Consider the following 25,890-nt stretch of genomic DNA (forward strand, 5'->3'; position numbering starts at 1 on the left):
TCCGGCGGCGGGGTAAGAGAGTGATGCCTTATCGATGAAACGATTTTTCACCCCTCTACGTCGCCGTAGCGCAATCGGGTTGCTGGCGATTTTCCTGCTGCCCGCTTTGCTGTGGCTGGCGGACCGGCTGTGGCCGCTCCCCTTAAAAGATGCCGAGATGGCGCGCGTCGTCGTCGCGGAAGACGGCACGCCATTGTGGCGTTATGCAGACAGTGACGGCGTATGGCGTTATCCGGTCAGCCTGCAACAGGTATCGCCCTATTATCTGCAGGCGCTGTTGACCTATGAGGATCGTTGGTTCTATCAGCACCCAGGTATTAACCCCTTGTCGCTGGCCCGTGCGGCCTGGCAGGATTTGCGCAATGGACAAATTGTCTCTGGCGGCAGCACCTTGTCGATGCAGGTTGCGCGTCTGATTGATCCCCATTCACGTACGCTGGGCGGTAAAATGCGGCAGGTGTGGCGCACAGCGCAGCTTGAATGGCATTTGTCGAAGGATCAGATCCTCGAAATCTACCTGAACCGCGCACCTTATGGCGGCACGTTGCAGGGCATCGGTGCCGCGAGTTGGACTTATCTGGGCAAGCCCCCCTCGGAACTGACACGCGGTGAAGCGGCATTGCTGGCGGTACTGCCCCAGGCACCCAGCCGTTTACGGCCGGACCGCTACCCGGAGCGGGCACAGGCTGCGCGTGACAAAGTGTTGGAACGGCTGGCGTATTACCAGGTTTGGCCGGCTCAGCAAGTGGCTGAAATTCGTCAGGAAGCATTGTGGCTTGCCCCGCGTCAGGTGCCGCAATTGGCTCCGTTACTGGCGAGGCGCATGACACAGGGCAACCACAATCAGGTTGTCACCACCACGCTGGATGCCACGTTACAGCGGCGGCTGGAGGAGTTGGCGCGCGGCTGGAAGAGCCAATTGCCTGAGAAAACCTCTGTGGGCGTGCTGGTGGTTGATCACGCCAATATGAAAGTGCGTGCCTATCTGGGCTCGTTAGACTTGAACGATAACAGCCGTTTTGGTCATGTCGATATGGTTTCAGCCTGGCGTTCGCCGGGATCAACGCTCAAACCGTTTTTGTATGGGTTGGCGATGGATGACGGCCTGATCCACGCCGAGTCGTTGTTGCAGGACGTGCCACGCCGTTTTGGCGACTATCGGCCCGGCAATTTTGATACCGGTTTCCACGGCCCGGTCAGCGCCAGTGACGCACTGTCGCGTTCGCTTAATCTGCCTGCGGTACAACTGCTGGAGGCCTATGGGCCGAAACGCTTTGCTGCCAACCTGCGTAATGTAGGCGTTGAACTGCGCCTGCCTGCGCACGCCGACCCGAGTCTGGCATTGATTTTGGGCGGGGCCGGTGCACGGTTGGATCAGTTGGTCGCCGGGTTCAGTTCTCTGGCTCGGCAAGGCAGGGTGGCACCGCTGCGTTTTACGCCTCAGCAAGGGTTGTCTGATCGTCAATTGATGTCACCGGGGGCCGCCTGGATTGTGCGGCGAATCCTGGCGGGAGAGGCTCGCCCGTTGCCGGATGATGCATTGCCCGCCACTGTCCCCCTGGCATGGAAAACCGGCACCAGTTACGGGTATCGCGATGCCTGGGCCATCGGTGTCAATGCGCGCTATACCCTGGGGATTTGGGTGGGGCGGCCTGATGGGACACCCGTCGCCGGGCAGTTCGGCTTTGCCACGGCGGTGCCACTGCTGAATCAGGTCAATAACCTGCTGCTGACCTCCTTACGGCAGCGTGGCGAAGGGATCCCGGTGGATCCACGCCCTGCCAGCGTCAGTCGTGCGGTGATTTGCTGGCCGGGCGGTCAACCGCTCCCCGCGGGTGACAGTAACTGTCGCCAGCGTCGCCTGAGTTGGATCCTTGACGGAACTATTCCCCCTACGTTGCCCGCACCGGGCCAGGAAAGCATTCTGGGCAGCCAACCGCTGGTATGGTTAAACCCGCGTGGACAACGGGTTGCCGCAGATTGTCCAGGGGCAACGCCGCGGCGGTTGGCGCTGTGGCCCACGCCATTGGAACCCTGGCTGCCTTTGGCTGAACGCCGTGCTCAGCGTTTACCGGCGGTTGATCCACAGTGCCCGCCGTTGCAGCAGCAGGAAGCGCCACCGTTACTGATGCTGGGTGTGCGCGACGGCGCATTGCTGCGTCGCTTGCCCGGTAAGCACGCGCTGGATTTGCGGGTCAGCGCTCAGGGGGGCAGTGGGCAGCGTTGGTGGTTCCTGAACGGCCAGTTAGCCGGGGAAGGGGAGTCGTTGTTGCAGACACTGACACAACCGGGCCGCTATCAGCTCAGCGTGTTGGATGAAAGCGGCCAGGTCGCGCTGCGTGAATTTACGCTCGATTAGGCGGGGTTTTGGCAACCTGGGCGTTGGGCCGCAAAGTGAAGAATGAAGATAATAATTTTTTAATGAAATGTTGATTTTCCCGTAGGCAAGCGTTAACAGCACACATATAATCTGCGCCACTTGAGAAGGCCGGCACCCTGTTTGCAGACCGGTCTATTTTGGAAGTTATTATAGAGGCCATCATGACTGTAGAACGTACCTTTTCCATCATTAAACCAAACGCTGTAGCTAACAACGACATCGGCGCAATCTATGCGCGTTTTGAGCGCGCAGGTTTCAAAATCATCGCATCCAAAATGCTGCGTCTGACTCGCGAGCAAGCAGAAGGCTTCTACGCTGAGCACAAAGGTCGCCCATTCTTCGATGGTCTGGTTGAGTTCATGACTTCTGGCCCGATCGTGGTTCAGGTTCTGGAAGCGGAAAACGCAGTACAGCGCAACCGTGACATCATGGGCGCAACCAACCCAGACAACGCACTGGCTGGCACCCTGCGTGCTGACTACGCGGACAGCTTCACGGCTAACGCCGTGCACGGTTCTGACGCAGTAGAATCTGCTCAGCGTGAAATCGCTTACTTCTTCAACGAAAGCGAAATCTGCGCACGTTAATATAGCCGCCGCCCTTCAGGCCGCGGGAGCGAAGATATTCGCCCCGATTGGCACGGGCGCAGCCTGCAGCGTCTCCACTCAACAAGGCATTCACCGGCTGAAACAATAAAAATGCCTTGAATGCCTTTCAGACGTGGAAAGCTGCTACTAAAATTTGTACAATGCCGCGCCCCTGATGAGTCGTCTTGTCAGGGGCGCGCTTTTAGCGCCGTCTCCGCAATCTATGCGGGTTGAACGACGCACTTACTTTCAACTCTTTCGCGCCATAAAGTGTAACAACGAGGCCAGAGATCAATTATGTTAGAACCCATCACGTCCGAGCACATCGTGTCTGAAAATAATTCGCTGACTACTCAATCCGTTAACGCGGAAACACCGGCTGTGGCCAAAATTAACCTGCTGGATTTGAACCGTCAGCAATTACGTGAATTCTTCGCCAAAATGGGCGAGAAACCCTTCCGTGCCGATCAGGTAATGAAGTGGATGTACCACTATTGCTGCGATGATTTTGAGCAGATGACCGACATTAACAAGGTCCTGCGCAATAAATTGCAAAGCGTTGCCGAGATCCGCGCACCTGAAGTGGCGGAAGAACAACGTTCAGCCGATGGCACCATTAAATGGGCGATCAAAGTTGGCGACCAGCAGGTCGAAACCGTGTATATCCCGGACGGCGACCGTGCGACCCTGTGTGTGTCTTCCCAGGTGGGTTGTGCACTGGAATGCAAATTCTGTTCGACTGCGCAGCAGGGCTTCAACCGTAACCTGCGTGTGTCCGAAATCATTGGCCAGGTGTGGCGTGCGGCGAAAATCATCGGTGCACTGAAAGTCACCGGCGAACGCCCGATCACCAACGTGGTGATGATGGGCATGGGCGAGCCATTGCTCAACCTGAACAACGTGGTTCCGGCGATGGAAATCATGCTGGACGACTTCGGTTTTGGCCTGTCCAAGCGCCGCGTGACCCTGTCTACTTCGGGTGTGGTGCCTGCGTTGGATAAATTGGGTGATATGATCGACGTTGCTTTGGCGATCTCCCTGCATGCGCCGAACGACAAGATCCGCGATGATATCGTGCCGATCAACCGCAAATACAATATCGAAACCTTCCTGGCTGCGGTCCGCCGTTATTTGGAAAAATCCAATGCAAATCAGGGGCGAGTGACGGTCGAGTATGTCATGTTGGATCATATCAACGACAGCACTGACGACGCTCACCAACTGGCGGAAGTCCTCAAAGATACGCCGTGCAAGATCAACCTGATCCCATGGAACCCGTTCCCTGGCGCACCTTATGGCCGCAGCTCCAACAGCCGCGTGGATCGTTTTTCCAAAGTGTTGATGGAATACGGCTTTACGACTATTGTTCGTAAAACCCGTGGTGATGATATTGATGCCGCCTGCGGGCAATTGGCGGGTGAAGTGATCGACCGCACCAAGCGTACCCTGAAAAAGAAAATGGCCGGGGAACCTATCAACGTGCGTGCGGTCTGAATCCTATAGCATGATTTTTTTGTTATCTTACAGTCTGTTATGCGAATGGACGCCAAGGTAACATTAGACAAGGAAATGAATGCAGGCATGAAGCTGACTCTGTGGGGTACGTTGCTGGCGGCTGGTTTACTGGCTGGCTGTTCCGGTTCAGCACCGGAAGAAAAAAACGCGCAGCCGGAAGCGGGCCAAACGCGTTTGCAACTGGGTTTGGAATATCTGAAGCAGGGCGATTTAAATGCCGCGCGACAGAATCTGGAGAAAGCGGCGGACGCTGCCCCACAGGATTACCGGACCCAATTGGGGATGGCGCTCTACGAGCAGCAGATTGGCGAGAATGTCGCAGCTGAACAACGCTATCAGCAGGCGCTCAAACTTGCGCCGGGCAATGGCACTGTGCTGAATAATTACGGTGCGTTTCTTTGCAGTTTAGGGCAGTATGTACCGGCACAACAGCAGTTTAGCGCTGCGGCAGTAGCACCGGATTACGGTCAGGTTGCCGACAGCCTGGAAAACGCAGGTTACTGTTTTCTCAAGGCCGGACAGAACGACGAAGCACGCATCTTGTTGACGCGTGCGCTGAAGGTCGATCCGGACAAAGGCACTCCACTGTTGGTGGAGGCAGAAAAGCAATTTGGAGAAGGGAAGCGCGCGCAGTCGCAACTTTTATTGGATAGTTATCAACATGTTTTGCCGGCTAGCGCCGACAGCTTATGGTTACAGATTCGTTTCGCCGCGTTAGCCGGGCGCCAAGATAGCGTGCAACGCTATGGCAAGCAGTTATCGCGAAGTTTTCCACAATCCAAACAGTACCAGCAGTTCTTAGCTAATGAATACTGAAGCCTCCCAAGATAAAACCGTATCAATGACGACAGGCGAACGTCTGCGTCAGGCCCGTGAACAACTCGGGTTGAGTCAACAGGCCGTTGCAGAACGCCTGTGCCTCAAAATGTCTACCGTGCGCGACATCGAAGAAGACAATCTTTCCGCAGATTTGGCTTCTACGTTTGTGCGCGGTTATATCCGTTCTTACGCCAAGCTGGTGCGTTTGCCAGAGGATGAACTGCTGCCGATGCTGGCCAAGCAGGCTCCGTTGAAGGTGGCAAAGGTTGCGCCAATGCAGAGCTTCTCATTGGGCAAGCGTCGCAAGAAACGCGACGGTTGGTTGATGAGCTTCACGTGGTTGATCGTGTTCGTGGTGGTTGGCCTGACCGGCGCCTGGTGGTGGCAAAACCACAAGGCCCAGCAGGAAGAGATCGTCACGATGGCTGATCAATCCTCTGCCCAGCTTTCACAAAACAGTGAAGGCCAATCAGTGCCGTTGACCGACAGCAATGCGGACAACAGTGCACCTTTGGCTGACAATGGTTCTACGCCGGTTGATACCGGCGTTGTTTCACAACCGTCACAGACTCCGGCCGTTACCGGCGGTGCAACTGCGCAGCAGCCTGCTGTCGTTTCACCAAGCCAGACGACGCTGCCTGAGACAACGCCTGCAACGCCAGCCTCACCGTTGCCGACCGCAGACGCGGGCGTGGCTGCAGCGGCTGTTGATCCTAACGCATTGGTGATGAACTTTACCGCCGATTGTTGGCTGCAGGTGACCGATGCTAGCGGTAAAACGCTGTACAGCGGCAGCCAGAAGAATGGCGGCAAGCTGAGCCTGGCAGGCACCGCGCCGTACAAATTGACCATCGGCGCACCGGCCGCAGTACAGATTCAATATCAAGGTAAGCCGGTTGATTTAAGCCGGTTTGTTAAGTCAAACCGTGTTGCTCGTCTGACCGTTGCCGCGCAGTAATTGCGCGGCCATTGTCGTTGAGTCAGGGCAACAATGGAGAGTAAGTAATGCATAACCAAGCGCCCATCAACCGTCGAAAATCAACGCGAATTTACGTCGGCAATGTGCCTATTGGTGATGGTGCGCCGATTGCCGTGCAATCGATGACTAACACCCGTACCACCGATGTTGAAGCAACGGTTAATCAGATCAAAGCGCTGGAGCGTGTGGGCGTTGATATTGTCCGCGTTTCAGTTCCCACCATGGATGCCGCTGAGGCGTTCAAGCTGATCAAGCAGCAGGTTAACGTGCCGCTGGTCGCTGATATCCACTTCGATTACCGCATTGCGCTGCAAGTTGCTGAATACGGCGTTGACTGCCTGCGCATCAACCCAGGCAATATCGGTAACGAGTCGCGTATCCGTTCAGTCGTGGACTGCGCACGCGATAAAAATATCCCGATCCGTATCGGGGTAAATGGTGGCTCGCTGGAAAAAGACATCCAGGAAAAGTACGGCGAACCTACGCCGGAAGCGCTGCTCGAATCTGCCATGCGTCACGTGGATATCCTCGATCGTCTCAACTTTGACCAGTTTAAAGTTAGCGTCAAGGCATCCGATGTGTTCCTGGCCGTGCAATCCTACCGCCTGTTGGCCGCACGCATCGATCAACCGCTGCATCTGGGCATCACCGAAGCGGGCGGTGCTCGCAGTGGCTCAGTGAAGTCGGCAATCGGTTTGGGGCTGCTGCTGTCAGAAGGCATTGGCGATACCCTGCGTATTTCATTAGCCGCCGATCCCGTAGAAGAAGTGAAGGTCGGTTTCGACATTCTGAAATCTCTGCGTATTCGCGCTCGCGGCATTAACTTCATCGCGTGCCCAACCTGTTCACGCCAGGAGTTTGACGTTATCGGCACGGTGAACGCGCTGGAACAGCGTCTGGAAGACATCATCACCCCGATGGACATTTCAATTATCGGTTGTGTGGTCAATGGCCCGGGCGAAGCGTTGGTTTCCACGCTGGGTGTGACCGGTGGCCATAAAAAGAGCGGCTTCTACGAAGACGGTGTGCGTCAGAGAGAACGCTTTGACAACGAACAGATGATTGACCAACTGGAAGCCAAAATCCGCGCCAAGGCGTCGATGATGGATGAAAGCAATCGCATCGCGGTCAACTTGCTGGAAAAATAAGCATTATATCGATACGGCGGGCTTTTTAGCCCGCTTGTTTATGAACCCGGGAGCAGAACGCTGTATTCGCGTTGAATACAGGGCGGCAAAGTCCCTATAATCGGGTTCATTTTTATAGACAACGGACAGAGAACTCACGTGGCAAAGAACATTCAAGCCATTCGCGGCATGAACGACTACCTGCCGGAAGAAACGGCATTATGGCAGCGTATTGAAGGCATCCTGAAACAGGTGCTTAGCGGCTACGGTTACAGCGAAATCCGCTTGCCGATTGTAGAGCAGACCCCGTTATTCAAACGCGCGATCGGCGAAGTGACCGACGTCGTAGAAAAAGAGATGTATACCTTCGACGATCGCAACGGCGAAAGCCTGACGCTGCGTCCAGAAGGGACTGCTGGCTGCGTACGCGCCGGCATTGAACATGGTCTGCTGTACAATCAGGAGCAGCGTCTGTGGTACGTCGGTCCGATGTTCCGCTACGAGCGCCCGCAAAAAGGCCGTTATCGCCAGTTCCATCAATTGGGTGCAGAAGTGTTTGGCCTGCAAGGCCCGGATATCGACGCCGAGCTGATTTTGCTCAGCGCCCGCTGGTGGAAAGCCCTGGGTATCTCCGAGCACGTCAAGCTGGAGCTGAACTCTATTGGTTCGCTGGAAGCGCGTGCGAACTACCGTGATGCTTTAGTGGCGTTCCTGGAACAGCATCAAGAGAAGCTGGACGACGATTGCAAACGCCGCATGTACAGCAACCCGCTGCGCGTTCTGGACTCGAAAAACCCGGAAGTGCAGGCGCTGTTGAACGACGCGCCACGTCTTTCAGAGTACCTGGATGAAGAATCCAAGGCTCACTTCGACGGCCTGTGTGAACTTTTAGCTCAGGCGGGTATCCCATATACCATCAATGAACGCCTGGTGCGTGGTCTGGACTATTACAACCGTACCGTATTTGAATGGGTGACCAACAGTTTGGGGGCTCAGGGTACGGTGTGTGCCGGTGGTCGTTATGACGGGCTGGTCGAACAACTGGGCGGGCGTGCAACGCCGGCTGTCGGTTTCGCGATGGGCCTGGAGCGTTTGGTGCTGCTGGTTCAGGCAGTTAACCCAGAGTTTAAAGCCGCGGCGACCATTGACGTGTACGTGATCTCCTCCGGTGCCGGTACCCAAAGTGCGGCGATGCAGTTGGCTGAACGTGTGCGTGATGAGGCGCCACAGCTAAAACTGATGACCAACTACGGTGGCGGCAACTTTAAGAAGCAGATCACCCGTGCAGACAAGTGGGGCGCGCGTATTGCTCTGATCCTGGGCGAGAACGAAGTCGCGGCCCAGCAGGTTGTCGTCAAAGACCTGCGCAGTGGTGAACAAGAAACGCTGGCGCAAAGCGAAGTCGCTGCGCGCCTGGCTTTGATGTTAGGTTAAGGAGAAGGACACCGTGGAAGTCTATACCACTGAAAACGAACAAGTCGACGCCGTGCGTCGGTTCTTTGCCGAAAATGGCAAAGCGCTGGCAGTGGGCGTGGTGCTCGGAATTGGTGCCCTGGTCGGCTGGCGTTACTGGCAGAGCCACGAAAATGCCAACATGATGGTTGCGTCCCAATCCTATCAGGAAGCCAGCGATCGTCTGGCTGACGGTAAGCCGGACGACGTGGCCGCTGCGCAGAAGTTTGCTCAGGCCAACAGCAACAGCTACGGCGTGCTGGCCTCGCTGGAGCTGGCGAAGCATTTTGTTGAGCAGAATGACTTTGCCAAAGCGGATCAACAACTGGTGCTGGCTCAAGGTCAGACCAAAGACGAAAACCTGCTTGCGATAATCAATCTGCGTCTGGCTCGTGTTCAGATGCAGGAGAAAAAGCTGGATGACGCGCTGAAAACGCTGGATGGCGTGAAAGGCGAAGGCTGGGCGGCGATGGCGCAAGATACGCGCGGCGACGTGCTGTTGGCTAAAGGTGACACCAAAGGTGCACGCGAGGCTTACAGTAAAGGCATTGAGTCTAACGCTTCTCAGGCGCTGCAGGTTCTGCTGCGCATGAAATTGAATAACTTGTCCAGCTAAGGGGAATTCCCATGCAATTGCGTAAAACACTCTTGGTCGGACTGGTTTCCGTTGCCTTGCTGAGTGGTTGCTCACTGTTTAACAGTGAAGAAGACGTGGTTACCATGTCGCCGCTGCCGAAAGTTGAAAATCAGTTCACGCCAAGCAAAGCGTGGAGCACCTCGGTGGGTGATGGTATTGGTGAGTTTTATTCTCACCTGCGTCCCGCTTTCCAGGACAACACTATTTATGCCGCCGATCGCCATGGCATCGTGAAAGCGCTGGACGCGGACAGTGGTAATGAAAAGTGGAAGGTCGATCTCTCTGAGAAAACCGGTTTCTTGTCCAGCAACCTGCCGGCGCTGCTGTCAGGTGGCATGGCGGTAGCCGGCGACAAAGTCTATGTTGGCAGTGAGAAAGCCGTCGTTTACGCACTCAATACCGCAGACGGTAAAGTGGCGTGGCAGACCAAGGTTGCCGGTGAAGCGATTTCGCGTCCGGTGATCAGTGACGGTATGGTACTGATCCACACCTCGAACGGTTTGCTGCAGGCGCTGAACGAATCTGACGGTGCGGTGAAGTGGACAGTTAATCTGGATATGCCTTCGCTGTCACTGCGTGGTGAGTCTGCACCGGCCGTTGCCTTTGGCGCAGCCATTGTTGGCGGTGATAACGGCCGCGTCAGCGCAGTGCTGATGCAGCAGGGCCAGTTGATCTGGCAGCAACGTATTTCTCAACCGAGCGGCGCGACTGAAATCGATCGTTTGAACGATGTCGACACGACGCCGGTGATTGTTGAAGGCGTTGTCTACGCATTAGGTTACAATGGTAACCTGACGGCGTTGGATCTGCGTTCCGGTCAGATCATGTGGAAGCGTGAACTGGGCTCCGTGAACGATTTCATCGTTGATGCCGGTCGCATCTACCTGGTGGATCAAAACGACCGCGTAGTGGCGTTGAGCACCGAAGGCGGCGTGACCGTGTGGACGCAGAGCGATTTGCTGCACCGCAACCTGACCCCGCCAGTCATGTATAATGGTTTCCTGGTGACGGGTGACTCTGAAGGTTACTTGCACTGGATCAACACCACGGACGGCCGTTTTGTTGCTCAGCAGGAAGTGGACAGCTCCGGCTTCCTGTCTGCACCGATGGTCGCTGGCGATAAGCTGGTCATCCAGGCGAAGGGCGGAAAAGTTTACGCTTTCACCCGATAACGCCGATCGTCGCAACCTTTTCAGTACCCAAAATTTCGGGGTGCAGTCAACGCCGCTGCGACACGAAAGATAAAGGGGAAAACGGCTCCTGAGGGTTCAGGGGCCGTTTCGTATTTTATAAGCTGCACTCTTGGTGTCTATCCATAGTGCAGTAACGCATTGATTATTAAGTAATGAGGCTTCACAATGATACCTGTCGTCGCGCTAGTTGGGCGCCCGAATGTGGGTAAATCCACCTTGTTTAACCGTTTAACACATACGCGCGATGCGCTGGTGGCGGATTTCCCCGGGCTAACGCGAGACCGCAAGTATGGTCGTGCAGAAGTTGAGGGTAATGAATTTATCATCGTCGATACCGGCGGTATTGACGGTACCGAAGACGGCGTTGAAACACGCATGGCCGGTCAGTCGCTGTTGGCGATCGAAGAAGCAGACATCGTGCTGTTCATGGTCGATGCCCGCGCCGGTCTGATGCCTGCCGATCTCGGCATTGCCCAGCACTTACGTAACCGCCAGAAGGCCACCTTCCTGGTCGCGAACAAAACCGACGGTATGGATCCTGACATGGCCACCGCCGATTTCTACTCGCTGGGCCTGGGTGATGTGCATGCGATCGCCGCTTCCCACGGCCGTGGTGTCGCGCAGTTGATCGAACACGTGCTGGTGCCGTTTGTTGGTGAAAAGCCGGAAGAAGTTGAGCTGACTGAAGAAGAGGCTAACGCCGCTTATTGGGCTGAGCAAGAAGGTGAAATACCAGCAGACGAAGAAGAGCCGGAAGACGACTTCAACCCGCAAGATTTGCCGATCAAACTGGCTATCGTTGGCCGCCCTAACGTGGGTAAGTCCACACTGACTAACCGTATCCTCGGCGAGGAACGTGTTGTGGTGTACGACATGCCGGGCACCACTCGTGACAGCATTTATATCCCGATGGTACGCGACGAACGCGAATACGTGTTGATCGACACCGCCGGGGTGCGCAAACGCGGCAAGGTAACGGAAACCGTAGAGAAATTCTCAGTCATCAAAACCCTGCAAGCGATCGAAGACGCTAACGTGGTATTGCTGGTGGTGGATGCACGCGAAGGCATCTCCGATCAGGATCTCTCGCTGCTTGGCTTTATCCTCAATAGTGGGCGCTCACTGGTGATTGCGGTCAACAAGTGGGACGGCATGAGCGAGGAAGATCGTGATCACGTGAAAGAGATGCTTGATCTACGCCTGGGCTTTGTTGATTTCGCCCGTATTCACTTCATTTCTGCGCTGCACGGTAGCGGTGTTGGCAACCTGTTCGTATCGATACTGGAAGCCTACGAGTGTGCGACCCGTCGCGTGAACACCTCAATGCTGACCAAAATCATGCAGATGGCTGCCGACGATCACCAGCCACCGCTGGTGCGTGGCCGCCGCGTGAAGCTGAAATATGCGCACGCCGGTGGTTATAACCCACCGATTGTCGTGATCCACGGCAACCAGGTGACGGATCTGTCCGATTCGTACAAACGTTACCTGATGAACTACTTCCGTCGTTCTTTGAAGGTGATGGGTACGCCAATCCGCATCCAGTTCAAAGAGGGTGAGAACCCGTTTGCCGGCAAGCGTAACCTGCTGACGCCGAACCAGATGCGCAAGCGTAAACGCTTGATGAGCCACCTGAAGAAAAGCAAATAATCAGTATGAGGGGCGCGGTAGTGATACCGCGCCCCTTTTTTATTGGTCTGAAATCGTTTTATTATCCGTAGATTATCGCCATCAGCTGAAGGAACGCCATGTCCTGGGAAACCTGGAGTTTTGCATTCAACGTCACCGTACCGAATCTCTTAATGATGTTGTTGGGCATACTGTTACGCCATTGGCGTTTGATGGACGATCGCTTTATCGACGGTGCTACCAGGTTGGTGTTCAATTTGGCGTTGCCCTGCCTGCTGTTCTTTAGTATCGCCACCAACCACCCGCAATTGTTGGGCAACCTGCCGCTGGTGATCTTTGGCGCGGTTGGGACCTTGGCCACTTTCTTGTTACTGGAGATGGCGGCGGTGTGGTTGGTTAAGGAGCCGCGCGAACGGGGTGTGTTCGTGCAAGGTGGCTTCCGCGCCAATACTGCCATTGTTGGATTGGCATACGCCATGACGGCCTATGGCAGCGAAGGGATCGCGCTGGGCTCGCTATACCTGACGGTGACGGTGATCCTGTTCAACGTACTGTCTGTGATTACGCTGACGCGCAGCTTACAAGGCGGGCAGGGCAAGCGCATCAGCCGCTTATCGCTGTTGCGCAGCATAGTGACTAACCCGTTAATCATCGGTTTGGTGTGCGGTCTGGTGTATGCGCAGACGGGCTTGGGTATTCCGCCAGTGATCAAGCAGACCGGCAGTTATATCTCTGCACTGTCGCTGCCGCTGGCGTTGCTGTGTACCGGTGCCAGTCTTGATCTACGCGCCATGTTCCGTTCTTCCAATGTGGCGGCGCTGTCTTCATCGGCCAAGCTGTTCGTGGTGCCCATGCTGATGACCCTCGGCGGTTGGTTGTGCGGTTTTCACGGCGCGGCGTTAGGGATTATTTTCCTTTTCTCGGCCACGCCAACCGCCTCCGGCAGTTATGTGATGACGCGCGCTATGGGTGGCAACGCGACCCTGGCAGCAAACATTATCGCCATCACCACGGTGGGTTCGTTTTTCACCACCGCGCTGGGGATATACTTCTTACGCTCATGGGGCGTGATCTAACGCCTGCACACCAGGCTATTTTAATGGCCACTCTGGGATTGCGGTAGCGCTCGCGACGGGCTGCCCGCACTCAAATTGGCTGCGACAATGACGCCTATTGATTAGGCTTCGGGAGTTTTTATGGAAGCGCACTGTCCGCAATGCGATCAAACGATGGAGTGGGTGAAGGGTCACTACCATTGCGCCGCCTGTAACAGCGACTATCAGCAGTTGGCCACTTGCCCGGATTGTAGGCAGCCGTTGCAAGAGCTGAAGGCCTGCGGTGCGGTGGACTACCTGTGCCAGAACGGCCACGGGCTGATATCCAAAAAGCGGGTGTTATTCAGTTATCAGCCGTTGTAAGTATTCACTCATCCACTTGTCCGGTCTTCCACAGATCGACCAGCGCCTGTGGGGCGTTGGTTTCAGGAATCAACAACACGATTTCGCTGCTCAGCGTTTGGCTGTAATAGTTTATCTGCACGCGAAAATAACGTTGGTCACCGCAGCCGGGCGAATCCGGTTTGCCTTCTTCTTGTGCGTAGGGCAGCGTCTGGTTCAACAACTGGTTTAGGCGCTGCCGTTGTTCCGGCGTAATGTCGGCCAGCGCAATGCGCCGCTGGCCTGCCAATTTGGGAATAAAGGCAAAGCCGCCTTCACGCGCCAGCTCAATGACGGTGTCCTGATTGAGCGCCGGTAAAGGTTTCACTCTTCCACTCCTACCTGGTGCCAAGCCTGCTGTACCTTGTCCGCAACCGTGCTGTCGAAGCGCTGTTTAGCCTGTTTCACCGTGGTACGCGCAAAGGTGGCGAAGTCAGCGTCCTGCGGCAGTGCCTTATCGCAAAGCGTGTCATACCAGATATAACCGGCTTTCTCCCAGGCAAAACCCCCCAGGGCGGTTGCCGCCAGATAAAAAGCACGATTGGGAATGCCGGAATTAAGGTGGACGCCGCCGTTATCTTCTTTGGTCTGGATATAGTCTTTCATGCTGGCCGGCTGCGGATCTTTCCCCAGCAGTGGATCGTCATACGCGGTGCCAGGTGCCGACATTGAACGCAGGCCTTTACCGTTGATGCCTTTTGCCAACAGCCCCTCGCCAATCAGCCAGTCGGCTTTGTCAGCAGTTTGCTGCAGATGGAACTGTTTGACCAGGGAGCCGAACACGTCAGACAGAGACTCATTCAGCGCGCCGGCCTGCTGGAAGTAAATCAACCCGGCTTCGCTTTCAGTCACACCGTGCGCCAGTTCGTGGCCAACCACGTCGATGGCGATGGTAAAGCGGTTAAAGATCTCCCCGTCACCGTCGCCGAAGACCATCTGCTGGCCGTTCCAAAAGGCGTTCTGGTATTCCTTACCGTAATGCACACTACCGGTCAGCGGCAGTCCCTTATTGTCCAACGAGTTGCGCTTGAATGCTTGCCAGAAGAAATCGTAGGTGACACCCAGATAGTCATAGGCTTCGTCCACCGCCACGTCATGATTACTGGCCTGGCCCTCATTACGCACCTGTTTGCCGGGCAGTTGAGTGCCGTTTTCGGCATCAAAAATATCGCGGATGACGACGCCGGCGCGGGAGGTTTTCGCACCGGGTGCGCGCAGCGGCTTGTTACCGAACAGGCTCTGGACATGGTTCAGGGTGTGCAATGCGCAGTCGCGCTGCGGCAGGCTGCCGTGTTCAATGATGCGTCGCAACATATAGGGGGGGATGACCGATCGCGCTGTCAGGCTTGGCATATTGGCTCTCCTTAGGCAAAAGAATTCCCGGTTGTCTTTCTAGCGACTGCGTTTACATCTGTTCCCGACAGATTTGTCGCCCCAGTTACTGTTGGGGGCGAATAAATTCGCCCTGATGAGTGTGGGGGCAGCATACAGCGCCCCAACATTAAAATATGAAGATAAGCGAGCTGATCGCCGGGCTGTCGCGTGAAAGCTATAGGGTATCTATAAAGATTCTGCCACTAAGTGTAGTTCAGACATCGTAAAGGCGGTGATCGTGAGTGCTCACCGCCGGGCTGGTTTTATGGGCACTGATGCGTTTGACCGACGCGCGTACCGCCAGCTTGCCGTGCAGCAGCAGGTTGCACGGTGGTGCATCGGCCCGCAGCATGCGGCGCTGGAGTAGCTGAATGGCCTCATAGCCCAGTTCGTCGCGTGGTACATGTACCGAGGTGAGGGGAACGTCGTGAATCTCTGCCAGATTAAAACCATCGGTGCTCATTACCGAAATATCGCCTGGCACGCTCAACTGCAATGTGTTGAGTGCCTTGACTGCGCCAACGGCCATGTAATCGCCGCCGGCGAGAATGGCTGTGGGTAGCTGCGAACGGTCGCTGACCCGGTTGATAAAGGTGGTAAGCGCTTGTTCAGCCTCTTCGCTGCCAAAACCAGAAGTTGTCACCAGATGGCGCCCATCATCAAAGGCGATATTATGCCGCGCGAAGGCGTGCTTAATGCCTGTCAGCCGCAGCTCCATGGTGTGTCGGCGCAGGCATTGCAGGTTAAGAATATGGCTGTGTCCCTGCTGGATCAGATAGTTGGCAGAAAATTCCCCAATCAGTTGATGGTCGGGTGAGACGCTATCGAGCCGCATTTGGCGGTCTGTGCAGTTAATCAAGACGCAGGGTTTGTTCAGGTCGGCGGCCAATTGATGAATGTGTTCATCATCGATGCCGATAATCAGCGCGGCTTGTGTCTGCGGATCGCTCATTTTTTCCAAAAACAGTGCGCCGTCGCTGTGCAATTCTTCGAGCCCGCAATAGCGGATACGCACCTCATGTTCCGCCAATGCGGCGGTGATCCCCTGGATCACCTTGTAGTAAAAGATGTCTGTACGAACGTCAAAAGCACGTTGTGGGGCAAAGACCATGACGCTGTTCAGCATCAGTCGCCCGCTGGATATCCCTTGCAGGATGCCATTTTGTTGCGCGCAGGCCAGCACCTTCTGGCGGGCCTCGGCGCTGGTGTTGGATTTGCCCGCGAGTACGCGTGAAACGGTGCTGATCGATAGCCCCGTTTGATGGGCGATTTCCTGTATTTTCAGCTTTCCGTTCATTCTGTGATCTCCTTCAAATTTAGCTGTGAAAATATTTTCACAGTGTTTTTTCAGCGTACTGTCAGGTTTCTCTCGCCATTATGGCGATCTTTCAGCCTATGCATGAAAATTTTTGCAAAAAACTACGTTTCGCTCTCGTTCTCTGCTAGATAGTCTGAATTGGTATGCCAACTTTATAGATTTATCAGTCCAATTACCCGACTGAATTATAAATAAAATGAAAATAAATCATGTGGTTGTGATCATGGTGCACCCGTCTTTCTGAAGTGCAACGCCGTTTTCACCGATCCATACCTTCAATACCAAAACGTACCCTACCAAAAAACGCGCTGTTTCACCGGGCAGCCGTTGTGGAGAGCAGACAGATGAGTGTGGAAATTAATCAGACGGCCGTGGCGAGCGGTCGGCGCAAATTTAAATCTCTGCGCTGGTGGATGCTGGCGCTATTTTTACTGGGTGTAACGGTTAACTACATCACCCGCAACTCGCTGGGTATTCTGGCACCAGAGTTGAAAACCAGTCTGAATATGACCACCGAGCAATACTCCTGGGTCGTTGCGTCTTTCCAATTGGCCTATACGGTGTTTCAACCCATTTGTGGCTGGTTGATCGACGTGATCGGCCTGAAAATGGGCTTTTTAATCTGCGCCAGTATCTGGGCAGTGGTCTGCATGATGCATGCCGGGGCGGGTACCTGGGTGCAGTTGGCTATCTTGCGGTTCTTTATGGGCGGCGCGGAGGCGGCGGCGACACCTGCTAACGCCAAAGCGATTTCTGATTGGTTCCCCAAAAAGGAACGGCCAATTGCCGCCGGTTGGGCGGGGGTCGGTTTTTCTATTGGTGCCATGTTGGCACCGCCGATCATCGTGATCGCTCACGTTTCTTTTGGTTGGCAGGGGGCCTTTTTGTTCTCTGGCGCGTTGGCGCTGATCTGGGTGGTGCTGTGGTGGCTGTTCTACCACTCACCGCAACAACATCCCAATTTGAGCCAGCAGGAGCTGGATCTGATCCGCGAAGATAACGAGCCCGTGTTACCCAGATTACCCTTCTTCAAGTCTCTGGCCATTTTGTGCCGTAACAAGAAGTTTTACGGCATCGCTATACCAGCCTTTCTCGCCGAACCCGCTTGGGCGGTGTTCAGTTTTTGGGTGCCGCTCTACCTGGCCACTGAACGCGGCATGGACTTAAAACACATCGCCATGTTTGCCTGGTTGCCATTTCTGGCGGCGGATATCGGCAGCGTTGCCAGTGGTTATCTCACGACGCTGTACCGCAAATGGTTCGGCTGTAGCCGGGTCAACTCGGTGGTTGCCAGCTCGGTCACTGGCGCATTTATGATGGTTTCGCTGGCGTTTGTCGCGATCACTAAAGATCCCTACGTGGCGATCGCCCTGATCTCGATCGGCGGTTTCGGCCATCAGGTGATCTCCTGCATGCTCAGTGCGTTGGTGGTGGAGTCGTTCGATAAAAACCAGATGGCGACCGTCAACGGCATGCGCGGCTCCAGCGCCTGGATCGCCAGCTTCCTGTTCACACTGCTGATTGGTGCCGTCTCCGATACTGTCGGCTTCAATCCGCTGTTTATCGCCATGGGCTTCTTCGACCTGATAGGCGCCCTGTTCCTGATTGCTTTGATCGCCGAACGCGGCGGCAAAAAAACACGTAATAGCTAAGTTGGATGCCTATGAAAACCTTAAAGAATTGGACGTTGGCGGGTCAGTACACCGATCGCATTGAGTTGTTGGTCGACGAGCGCCACTTATTTTGCCTGTACGTGCTGGAAAACAACCTGTTTCGCGTGTTGATCAAACGCAACGGGGAGCTGGCACTGGATCGTACCTGGAGCATTGCGCCGGAAAATGATGTGCCGTGGGAAGGGCGCGATCGGTTAAGCGTGGCGGGTTTCGGCTTGCCGGGTTATCAGATGCAGCAGCAAGGCGATCGTTTGGTCGTGGCAACGCCAATGTTACGCGTTACCGTACATCAGCCGCTGTGGCTGGAGTGGGAACATTGCAACGCCGCCGGAGAATGGCGGCCATTGGCGGCCGATCGCCCCACCAGCGCTTACCTGCTTAATCCACAGGGTGACGGCGTGGCTCATTATCAGCGCCGCTATGCCCGCGAGCGTTACTATGGCTTGGGTGAAAAGGCCGGAGACCTGGAGCGCAGTGGACGCCGTTTTGAAATGCGCAACCTGGACGCGATGGGGTATAACGCAGCCAGTACGGATCCGCTGTACAAGCATATTCCGTTCACCATCACCCGTGGTGAAGAGGCCAGCTTTGGGTTGTTTTACGACAATCTGAGCAGCTGCTGGCTGGATCTGGGCAACGAGATAGACAACTACCATCTGGCTTATCGTCGTTACCAGGCCGAAGCGGGGGATCTGGATTATTACCTGTTCCTCGGGCCAAGGGTGTTGGATGTGACCAAGGCATTTGTGCGCCTGACGGGGAAAAGCCACTTCGGGCCGAAATGGAGTCTGGGCTACAGCGGTTCCACCATGCACTACACCGATGCGCCGGACGCCCAGCAGCAGTTGCAGCAGTTCATCGCCTTGTGCAAGCAGCACGATATTCCCTGCGACTCGTTCCAACTGTCTTCGGGCTACACCTCGATCGGCAACAAGCGCTACGTGTTCAACTGGAACTACGACAAGGTGCCGCAGCCGAAGCTACTGAGCCAGGCGTTCCACGACGCCGGGTTAAAACTGGCAGCTAACATCAAGCCGTGCCTGTTGCAGGATCACCCGCAGTATCAGCAGGTGGCAGAGCAGGGGTTGTTTATTCGCGATTCTGAATACGATCGGCCGGAGCGCTCCAGTTTTTGGGATGATGAGGGGTCACACCTCGACTTCACTAACCCGGCGGCGGTGCACTGGTGGCAGCAGGGCGTGACGCAGCAGTTGCTGGAGATGGGGATCGATGCCACCTGGAATGACAATAACGAATACGAAGTGTGGGACGGGGAAGCACGTTGCCAGGGTTTCGGCCGACCGATTGCCATCAAGCATATTCGGCCGGTGATGCCGTTGCTGATGATGCGCGCGTCGATGGAGGCTCAGCAGCGCTTTGCCCCCACGCTGCGCCCCTACCTGATCTCACGCTCCGGCTGTGCAGGCATGCAGCGCTATGTACAGACCTGGAGCGGCGACAACCGCACCAGTTGGCAGACCTTGCGTTATAACATACGCATGGGATTGGGGATGAGCCTGTCCGGGCTGTATAACCTGGGGCACGACGTTGGCGGTTTCTCTGGCGACAAGCCGGACGCCGAACTCTTGGTGCGTTGGGTACAAAACGGCGTGATGCATCCGCGTTTCACCATTCACTCCTGGAACGACGACGCCACGGTTAACGAACCCTGGATGTACCCGGCTGCCACCCCGGCGGTGCGCGAGGCGATCAACCTGCGTTACCGATTGATGCCGTATTTCTACACGCTGCTGTGGCAGGCCAGCGCGGATGACGAACCGATGCTGCGCCCGACCTTCCTGGACCATGAGCATGATGAACAGACGCTGAAAGAAACCGATGACTTTATGATTGGCCGCGATCTGCTGGTGGCTAGCGTCGTGGAGCAGGGGCAGCGTCAGCGACCGGTTTATCTGCCGGATAACGACGATGGCTGGTATTGCTTTTACAGCGGCCAATGGTTCACTGGCGGCCAGACGGTGGTGTTGGAAGCCCCGCTGGAACGTTTGCCGTTGCTGGTCCGTGCTGGCGCGGCATTGCCGCTGTCATTCCGGTTGGCGCATGTTGACGTGGAGGCAGACGATCGACGTGAGCTTAAACTGTATCCGCTAAAAGGCTGTGGCAGCACTTCAGGGCTGTTATTTGAAGATGACGGGGAAAGTTATGGCTGGCAGCGGGGCGACGCGCTGTGGCTGCGCTGGGAGATGCTCAGTGACAATCAACGCATCATGCTGAACATCACCACCGAAGGGCGGTTCAAACCGGCATGGCGCACTTTGACCTTCAGTTTGCCTGCCGGAGAAACGCGCGAGCTGTGGATCAACGGTGTACCGGGCGACAGTTTTACGTTGGAATAGGGCGGTTATTGGGCTGCGCGCTTCTTGCGTAATGCTGGTCAGTTAGCGTTTTTCTGCAGGTATACAGGTATTAGTGACGTTTTCGGTCGATAAAGGTGATATGCACCCTGAGGCTCACGCGCCTCGACCGAGCAAGGGCCGTAGGCGCGGCCCTTGCAACCCGCGCCTTTGCCCTGTCAGACGGTTGGCTGCGCCAACTTCCCTCCCTTCGTCACGTCGCATCACGGCCGGCTACGACAGGCGTCCCTGCCTGTCTCGCCTGAAACCGCCGTCCATGGCGGTTTCGCCTATGCGCCGCGCCTGCGTTCGGCGTCTTCAAGGGCGGCCAACACCCTGCTCATCTCACTATTTTCACTGCCTTTCATCACGCAATATCAAACGAAGAGGATAAGGTGCCCGGTGGCTGCAAATTCGGATGTTGACACTGGCACGCATCACCGGCTGCCGCTCATTGCGGCAGCAGAGAAATTCGGTGTATTTACGGCACTGCTTCCTGCACGAGACGCACAGAGATGGGATAAAAAAATGCCAGTCAGGCTTAACTAACTGCGCGCTTCTTGCGCGGCTTCTTGGCGACGATGACGGTTTTCACCTCACTTTCCACCCAGCCATCCTGCAGACGGGTTTTCAGCAATTCCCCCACCTGCGCCTGCTGGGTGGTTTTTAGCAGTTCGCCGCGCGGAGTTTGCGTTACGCTGTAGCCACGCGCCAGCGTGGCCAGCGGGCTGACCGCCTCAAGCTGGCTGCAGGCCACGCCAAAGCGCTGGCGCCAGGCGTTGAGCTGGCGATCCAGGGCCTGTTGCAAACGGTACTCCTGCTGTTGTACGCGCTGCTGGTAGCGGTGAATGCGTGCCTGCGGTTGCATTTGCGCCAGGCGCTGTTGCGCGCGTTCGCTGCGGCGTGAGGACAGACGCAGTTGGTTCTGCATACCCTCTTCTAACCGGCGTTGCAGTTTGAACAACAACGTTTGCTGACGCGCCAGACGCAGGTGCGGATGCTGTTGCTGCAAACGGTGGTTGATGCGGGTGAACTGCTGCTGGCGCTGCGCCAGATAGTAATCCATCGCCATTTCCATACGCTGCTGCTGGGCCTGCAATTGGCGCAGCAGCTCCAACTGATTGCGGCTGACCAGTTCGGCGGCGGCAGAAGGGGTTGGCGCACGCAGGTCAGCGACAAAATCGGCAATGGTGACGTCGGTTTCATGGCCGACGGCGCTGACGATCGGAATACGGCTGGCGAAAATCGCGCGTGCCACACGTTCGTCGTTGAAACTCCACAGATCTTCCAGCGAACCGCCACCACGGCCGACGATCAACACGTCACATTCGTCGCGGCGGTTGGCCATTTCGATGGCGCGCACTATCTGCAAGGGCGCTTCTGCACCCTGCACTGACGTCGGGTAAATAACGATAGGCAGTGAAGGATCTCGACGTTGCAGTACCTGCAGCACATCGTGCAGCGCCGCACCGCTGGCGGAGGTGATCACCCCGACGCGCTTGGCCGGGCTGGGCAGAGGCTGTTTGAACTGCTGATCGAATAACCCTTCAGCGCTCAGGCGTGCTTTCAACTGTTCGAACTGTTGTTGCAACAGGCCGTCGCCGGCAGGCTGCATGCTTTCGGCAATAAGCTGATAGTCGCCCCGCGGTTCATACAGCGTGATGCTGGCACGAACCAGAACCTGCTGGCCATTTTGTGGACGGAAAGTGGTGCGGCGGTTGCTGTTGCGGAACATGGCACAACGTACCTGCGCGCGGTCGTCTTTCAGCGTGAAATACCAGTGGCCGGAAGACGGCTGGGAGAAGTTGGAGATCTCGGCGGAGAGCCAAATCTGGCCCATTTCCATTTCCAGCAGCTGTCGAACCGTCTGATTTAGGCGGCTTACGGTAAAAATAGACGGCGAAACAGGTAGCGACATGTGACCCAGATCAAATTTCAAAACAAGCACTTAATTGGTCGATACTACATGGCTGAAAAAGGTAATCAAGAGTTTTTGTGAGAAAGTGCTGGAGGCAACCGATTACGCTCTGTATAATGCCGCGGCAATATTTTATCTTTTTCACAGCCCACTCTGGTGAGATATTGCCCATGCTACGTATCGCAAAAGAAGCACTAACGTTCGACGACGTTCTCCTGGTTCCAGCTCACTCTACGGTTCTGCCTAATACCGCTGAGCTCGGCACCCAATTGACCAAAACTATCCGCCTGAACATCCCTATGCTGTCCGCAGCCATGGATACCGTAACCGAGTCCGGTCTGGCCATTGCGCTGGCACAGGAAGGCGGTCTGGGCTTCATTCACAAGAACATGTCCATCGAGCGTCAGGCTGAAGAAGTCCGCCGCGTGAAAAAACATGAGAGCGGCGTGGTTACCGATCCACAGTCCGTAACGCCTGCCACCACCCTGAAAGAAGTGAAAGAGCTGACCGCGCGTAACGGCTTTGCCGGTTACCCGGTCGTGACCGAAGAAAACGAACTGGTTGGTATCATTACCGGCCGTGACGTTCGCTTCGTGACCGATCTGAACCAGCCTGTTACCGCCGTGATGACGCCAAAAGAGCGCTTGGTTACGGTGAAAGAAGGCGAAGCGCGTGAAGTTGTACTGCAGAAAATGCACGAAAAGCGCGTTGAGAAAGCGTTGGTCGTGGATGACCAGTTCCACCTGCTGGGCATGATCACCGTAAAAGACTTCCAAAAAGCAGAACGTAAGCCAAACGCCTGTAAAGACGAGCATGGCCGCCTGCGCGTAGGTGCCGCGGTTGGCGCCGGTGCCGGTAACGAAGAGCGGGTTGATGCGCTGGTTGCTGCCGGTGTTGACGTCCTGCTGATTGACTCCTCCCATGGCCATTCCGAAGGCGTATTGCAGCGCATTCGCGAAACCCGTGCAAAATACCCTGATCTGCAGATCGTTGGCGGTAACGTCGCGACCGCTTCCGGCGCTAAAGCGTTGGCGGATGCCGGTGTTAGCGCAGTTAAAGTGGGTATCGGCCCGGGCTCTATCTGTACCACCCGTATCGTAACCGGCGTAGGCGTTCCGCAGATCACCGCTATCGCTGACGCGGTTGAAGCGCTGGAAGGCACCGGCATCCCAGTTATCGCCGACGGCGGTATCCGTTTCTCCGGTGACATTGCCAAAGCCATCGCGGCGGGTGCTTCTTGCGTCATGGTCGGCTCCATGCTGGCGGGTACCGAAGAATCTCCAGGCGAAATCGAGCTGTATCAAGGCCGTTCGTTCAAATCCTACCGTGGGATGGGTTCACTGGGGGCGATGTCCAAAGGCTCTTCTGACCGTTACTTCCAGACCGATAACGCGGCGGACAAACTGGTGCCGGAAGGTATCGAAGGCCGCGTGGCATACAAAGGCATGTTGAAAGCCATTGTTCACCAGCAAATGGGCGGTCTGCGCTCTTGTATGGGCCTGACCGGCTGCGCCACCATCGACGATCTGCGCACCAAGGCTGAATTTGTGCGCATCAGCGGTGCCGGCATTCAGGAAAGCCACGTGCATGACGTGACCATCACCAAAGAGTCACCGAACTACCGCATGGGTTAATTTCAGGGGCTGCGGCCGGCGTATTTGTTTGCCGTCCGCTGCTCGCATTGCTCATTGACTTTATGTCAACTGCGCATGCGGTGCTGCGGGCGACAATCAACCGTTTGGCCTCGCCGACTGAAACCGTCCTAACGATTTAGATTTTCCTTTTTCTCTGTTGCTGGAATTCGCCTCACATGACAAAAAATATCCATAAGCATCGCATCCTGATTCTGGACTTTGGTTCGCAATACACTCAACTGGTCGCACGCCGCGTGCGCGAAATCGGCGTTTACTGCGAGCTGTGGGCCTGGGACGTTAGCGAAGAGCAAATCCGCGAATTCAATCCAAGCGGCATCATCCTGTCCGGCGGCCCGGAAAGCACCACCGAAGCCAACAGCCCACGCGCACCAGAATACGTGTTCACCGCAGGCGTGCCTGTGCTGGGCGTATGCTACGGCATGCAGACCATGGCAATGCAGTTGGGTGGCCAGGTAGAAGGTTCCAACGAGCGCGAGTTCGGCTATGCGCAGGTGGAAATCACCACCGACAGCGCGCTGGTTCGCGATATCGAAGACGCGCTGAGCCCAGCAGGCAAACCGCTGCTGGACGTGTGGATGAGCCACGGCGACAAAGTGACCGCTATCCCGTCTGACTTCGTGACCGTTGCCAGCACCGATACCTGCCCGTTTGCCATTATGGCCAACGAAGAAAAACGCTTCTACGGCGTGCAGTTCCACCCGGAAGTGACTCATACCCGTCAGGGCCAGCGCATGCTGGAGCGTTTCGTTCTGGATATCTGTCAGTGTGAAGCGTTGTGGACCCCGGCAACCATCATTGAAGATGCGGTTGAACGCATTCGCGAGCAGGTGGGTGAAGATCACGTGATCCTCGGCCTGTCAGGCGGCGTTGACTCTTCCGTGACGGCGATGTTGTTGCACCGTGCCATTGGCAAGCGCCTGACCTGTGTATTCGTCGACAACGGCTTGCTGCGTCTGAATGAAGCAGACCAGGTGCTGGAAATGTTTGGTGACCACTTCGGCCTGAACATTGTTCACGTGGCGGCAGAAGATCGCTTCCTGAGTGCACTGGCTGGCGTTGATGAGCCAGAAGCCAAGCGTAAGATCATTGGTCGCGTATTCGTTGAGCTGTTTGACGAAGAAGCCTGCAAGCAAGCTGACGTGAAATGGCTGGCGCAGGGCACCATCTACCCTGACGTGATTGAATCTGCCGCGTCTGCTACCGGCAAAGCGCACGTGATCAAGTCACACCACAACGTGGGTGGCCTGCCTAAAGAGATGAAGCTGGGCCTGGTCGAGCCGCTCAAAGAGCTGTTCAAAGACGAAGTGCGCAAGATTGGTCTGGAACTGGGCCTGCCGTACGACATGCTGTACCGTCACCCGTTCCCAGGCCCAGGTCTGGGCGTGCGCGTGCTGGGCGAAGTGAAGAAAGAGTACTGCGACCTGCTGCGCCGTGCTGACGCTATCTTCATTGAAGAACTGCACAAAGCTGACCTGTACAATAAAGTCAGCCAGGCATTCACCGTGTTCCTGCCGGTACGTTCGGTTGGCGTGATGGGCGATGGCCGTAAATACGACTGGGTTGTTTCACTGCGTGCAGTAGAAACCATCGACTTTATGACCGCGCATTGGGCGCACCTGCCGTACGATTTCCTCGGCCGCGTCTCCAACCGCATCATCAACGAAGTGAACGGTATTTCCCGCGTCGTTTACGACATCAGCGGTAAGCCACCGGCGACCATTGAGTGGGAATGATGAACAAGCGATAGATGCTATTTTATATCTATTGAAATAAACCAAGAACCCTTTGAGAAATCGAAGGGTTTTTGTTTTTAGTGATTTATATCTATTGACCTAAGCATCAAA

At 55.8% G+C, this 25,890-nt stretch carries 20 protein-coding genes; 16 read left to right on the forward strand and 4 right to left on the reverse strand.

What is annotated here, in order from left to right:
- Window positions 1-34: 34 nt before the first annotated feature.
- The 12 genes from pbpC to AC2FC2_RS16810 all read left to right on the forward strand — a co-directional run bounded on the left by pbpC (window position 35) and on the right by AC2FC2_RS16810 (window position 13,736).
- Entirely contained in the window at window positions 35-2,359 is a 2,325-nt protein-coding gene (gene pbpC / locus AC2FC2_RS16755) for a peptidoglycan glycosyltransferase PbpC (RefSeq protein WP_490308274.1), read from the forward strand.
- Between the two features lie 182 nt (window positions 2,360-2,541).
- The gene (gene ndk / locus AC2FC2_RS16760) at window positions 2,542-2,967 is read left to right on the forward strand and encodes a nucleoside-diphosphate kinase (protein WP_202671266.1); all 426 of its coding nucleotides are present in this window, start codon (window positions 2,542-2,544) and stop codon (window positions 2,965-2,967) included.
- A 297-nt stretch (window positions 2,968-3,264) separates the two neighbouring features.
- A complete protein-coding gene (gene rlmN, locus AC2FC2_RS16765; protein WP_209638348.1) occupies window positions 3,265-4,461 on the forward strand; it encodes a dual-specificity RNA methyltransferase RlmN in 1,197 nt (398 codons plus the stop codon).
- A gap of 87 nt (window positions 4,462-4,548) precedes the next feature.
- Window positions 4,549-5,298, forward strand: coding sequence for a type IV pilus biogenesis/stability protein PilW (gene pilW / locus AC2FC2_RS16770; RefSeq protein ID WP_209638346.1), 750 nt, complete (start codon window positions 4,549-4,551; stop codon window positions 5,296-5,298).
- A complete protein-coding gene (gene rodZ / locus AC2FC2_RS16775) occupies window positions 5,288-6,259 on the forward strand; it encodes a cytoskeleton protein RodZ (protein ID WP_209638344.1) in 972 nt (323 codons plus the stop codon). The genes pilW and rodZ overlap by 11 nt, the downstream gene beginning before the upstream one ends.
- Window positions 6,260-6,306: 47 nt before the next feature.
- On the forward strand, window positions 6,307-7,428 hold the full coding sequence (gene ispG / locus AC2FC2_RS16780; RefSeq protein WP_209638342.1) for a flavodoxin-dependent (E)-4-hydroxy-3-methylbut-2-enyl-diphosphate synthase: 1,122 nt from the start codon (window positions 6,307-6,309) through the stop codon (window positions 7,426-7,428).
- Window positions 7,429-7,566: 138 nt separating this feature from the next.
- Window positions 7,567-8,841 carry a histidine--tRNA ligase gene (gene hisS, locus AC2FC2_RS16785; RefSeq protein ID WP_209638340.1) on the forward strand — a complete coding sequence of 425 codons (1,275 nt, stop codon included), beginning with the start codon at window positions 7,567-7,569 and terminating at the stop codon, window positions 8,839-8,841.
- Window positions 8,842-8,854: 13 nt separating this feature from the next.
- Complete coding sequence (locus AC2FC2_RS16790; protein ID WP_037417556.1) at window positions 8,855-9,475, forward strand: YfgM family protein; 621 nt, start codon at window positions 8,855-8,857, stop codon at window positions 9,473-9,475.
- An 11-nt stretch (window positions 9,476-9,486) separates the two neighbouring features.
- Window positions 9,487-10,668 carry an outer membrane protein assembly factor BamB gene (bamB, locus tag AC2FC2_RS16795; RefSeq protein ID WP_490659568.1) on the forward strand — a complete coding sequence of 394 codons (1,182 nt, stop codon included), beginning with the start codon at window positions 9,487-9,489 and terminating at the stop codon, window positions 10,666-10,668.
- 186 nt (window positions 10,669-10,854) lie between these two features.
- Window positions 10,855-12,339 (forward strand): ribosome biogenesis GTPase Der, encoded by a 1,485-nt coding sequence (der, locus tag AC2FC2_RS16800; protein ID WP_209638336.1) that lies wholly within the window; start codon window positions 10,855-10,857, stop codon window positions 12,337-12,339.
- Between the two features lie 98 nt (window positions 12,340-12,437).
- On the forward strand, window positions 12,438-13,394 hold the full coding sequence (locus AC2FC2_RS16805; protein ID WP_490659569.1) for an AEC family transporter: 957 nt from the start codon (window positions 12,438-12,440) through the stop codon (window positions 13,392-13,394).
- Window positions 13,395-13,514: 120 nt separating this feature from the next.
- Window positions 13,515-13,736, forward strand: a complete 222-nt coding sequence (locus AC2FC2_RS16810; RefSeq protein WP_490659570.1) for a zinc ribbon domain-containing protein — start codon at window positions 13,515-13,517, stop codon at window positions 13,734-13,736.
- 4 nt (window positions 13,737-13,740) lie between these two features.
- On the opposite strand, the gene AC2FC2_RS16815 is transcribed toward AC2FC2_RS16810, so the two are convergent.
- The 3 genes from AC2FC2_RS16815 to AC2FC2_RS16825 form a co-directional block, all read right to left on the reverse strand.
- Complete coding sequence (locus tag AC2FC2_RS16815) at window positions 13,741-14,082, reverse strand: protealysin inhibitor emfourin (protein WP_209638330.1); 342 nt, start codon at window positions 14,080-14,082, stop codon at window positions 13,741-13,743.
- The gene (locus tag AC2FC2_RS16820) at window positions 14,079-15,107 is read right to left on the reverse strand and encodes a M4 family metallopeptidase (protein WP_490659571.1); all 1,029 of its coding nucleotides are present in this window, start codon (window positions 15,105-15,107) and stop codon (window positions 14,079-14,081) included. The genes AC2FC2_RS16815 and AC2FC2_RS16820 overlap by 4 nt, the downstream gene beginning before the upstream one ends.
- Before the next feature lie 235 nt (window positions 15,108-15,342).
- Window positions 15,343-16,425, reverse strand: a complete 1,083-nt coding sequence (locus AC2FC2_RS16825; protein ID WP_209638327.1) for a LacI family DNA-binding transcriptional regulator — start codon at window positions 16,423-16,425, stop codon at window positions 15,343-15,345.
- Between the two features lie 365 nt (window positions 16,426-16,790).
- On the opposite strand from AC2FC2_RS16825, the gene AC2FC2_RS16830 reads away from it, so the two are divergent.
- Complete coding sequence (locus AC2FC2_RS16830) at window positions 16,791-18,098, forward strand: MFS transporter (protein WP_209638325.1); 1,308 nt, start codon at window positions 16,791-16,793, stop codon at window positions 18,096-18,098.
- Window positions 18,099-18,109: 11 nt separating this feature from the next.
- Entirely contained in the window at window positions 18,110-20,476 is a 2,367-nt protein-coding gene (locus AC2FC2_RS16835) for a glycoside hydrolase family 31 protein (protein ID WP_490659572.1), read from the forward strand.
- A gap of 538 nt (window positions 20,477-21,014) precedes the next feature.
- Here AC2FC2_RS16835 and xseA read toward each other — a convergent pair.
- On the reverse strand, window positions 21,015-22,391 hold the full coding sequence (gene xseA / locus AC2FC2_RS16840) for an exodeoxyribonuclease VII large subunit (protein WP_490659573.1): 1,377 nt from the start codon (window positions 22,389-22,391) through the stop codon (window positions 21,015-21,017).
- A 170-nt stretch (window positions 22,392-22,561) separates the two neighbouring features.
- On the opposite strand from xseA, the gene guaB reads away from it, so the two are divergent.
- Both guaB and guaA read left to right on the forward strand, forming a co-directional pair.
- On the forward strand, window positions 22,562-24,025 hold the full coding sequence (gene guaB / locus AC2FC2_RS16845; RefSeq protein WP_209638321.1) for an IMP dehydrogenase: 1,464 nt from the start codon (window positions 22,562-22,564) through the stop codon (window positions 24,023-24,025).
- Between the two features lie 176 nt (window positions 24,026-24,201).
- Window positions 24,202-25,779 (forward strand): glutamine-hydrolyzing GMP synthase, encoded by a 1,578-nt coding sequence (guaA, locus tag AC2FC2_RS16850; protein ID WP_209638318.1) that lies wholly within the window; start codon window positions 24,202-24,204, stop codon window positions 25,777-25,779.
- Window positions 25,780-25,890: the final 111 nt, after the last annotated feature.

Source organism: Serratia sp. CoH_122_TC_1 (assembly GCF_058191755.1).

Excerpts from the sequence above, each read along its gene's own strand:
- pbpC (WP_490308274.1), top strand. The coding sequence starts at position 35 with ATGAAACGATTTTTCACCCCTCTACGTCGCCGTAGCGCAATCGGGTTG.
- ndk (WP_202671266.1), top strand. The coding sequence starts at position 2,542 with ATGACTGTAGAACGTACCTTTTCCATCATTAAACCAAACGCTGTAGCT.
- rlmN (WP_209638348.1), top strand. The coding sequence starts at position 3,265 with ATGTTAGAACCCATCACGTCCGAGCACATCGTGTCTGAAAATAATTCG.
- pilW (WP_209638346.1), top strand. The coding sequence starts at position 4,549 with ATGAAGCTGACTCTGTGGGGTACGTTGCTGGCGGCTGGTTTACTGGCT.
- rodZ (WP_209638344.1), top strand. The coding sequence starts at position 5,288 with ATGAATACTGAAGCCTCCCAAGATAAAACCGTATCAATGACGACAGGC.
- ispG (WP_209638342.1), top strand. The coding sequence starts at position 6,307 with ATGCATAACCAAGCGCCCATCAACCGTCGAAAATCAACGCGAATTTAC.
- bamB (WP_490659568.1), top strand. The coding sequence starts at position 9,487 with ATGCAATTGCGTAAAACACTCTTGGTCGGACTGGTTTCCGTTGCCTTG.
- der (WP_209638336.1), top strand. The coding sequence starts at position 10,855 with ATGATACCTGTCGTCGCGCTAGTTGGGCGCCCGAATGTGGGTAAATCC.
- AC2FC2_RS16805 (WP_490659569.1), top strand. The coding sequence starts at position 12,438 with ATGTCCTGGGAAACCTGGAGTTTTGCATTCAACGTCACCGTACCGAAT.
- AC2FC2_RS16810 (WP_490659570.1), top strand. The coding sequence starts at position 13,515 with ATGGAAGCGCACTGTCCGCAATGCGATCAAACGATGGAGTGGGTGAAG.
- AC2FC2_RS16820 (WP_490659571.1), bottom strand. The coding sequence starts at position 15,107 with ATGCCAAGCCTGACAGCGCGATCGGTCATCCCCCCCTATATGTTGCGA.
- AC2FC2_RS16825 (WP_209638327.1), bottom strand. The coding sequence starts at position 16,425 with ATGAACGGAAAGCTGAAAATACAGGAAATCGCCCATCAAACGGGGCTA.
- AC2FC2_RS16830 (WP_209638325.1), top strand. The coding sequence starts at position 16,791 with ATGAGTGTGGAAATTAATCAGACGGCCGTGGCGAGCGGTCGGCGCAAA.
- AC2FC2_RS16835 (WP_490659572.1), top strand. The coding sequence starts at position 18,110 with ATGAAAACCTTAAAGAATTGGACGTTGGCGGGTCAGTACACCGATCGC.
- xseA (WP_490659573.1), bottom strand. The coding sequence starts at position 22,391 with ATGTCGCTACCTGTTTCGCCGTCTATTTTTACCGTAAGCCGCCTAAAT.
- guaB (WP_209638321.1), top strand. The coding sequence starts at position 22,562 with ATGCTACGTATCGCAAAAGAAGCACTAACGTTCGACGACGTTCTCCTG.
- guaA (WP_209638318.1), top strand. The coding sequence starts at position 24,202 with ATGACAAAAAATATCCATAAGCATCGCATCCTGATTCTGGACTTTGGT.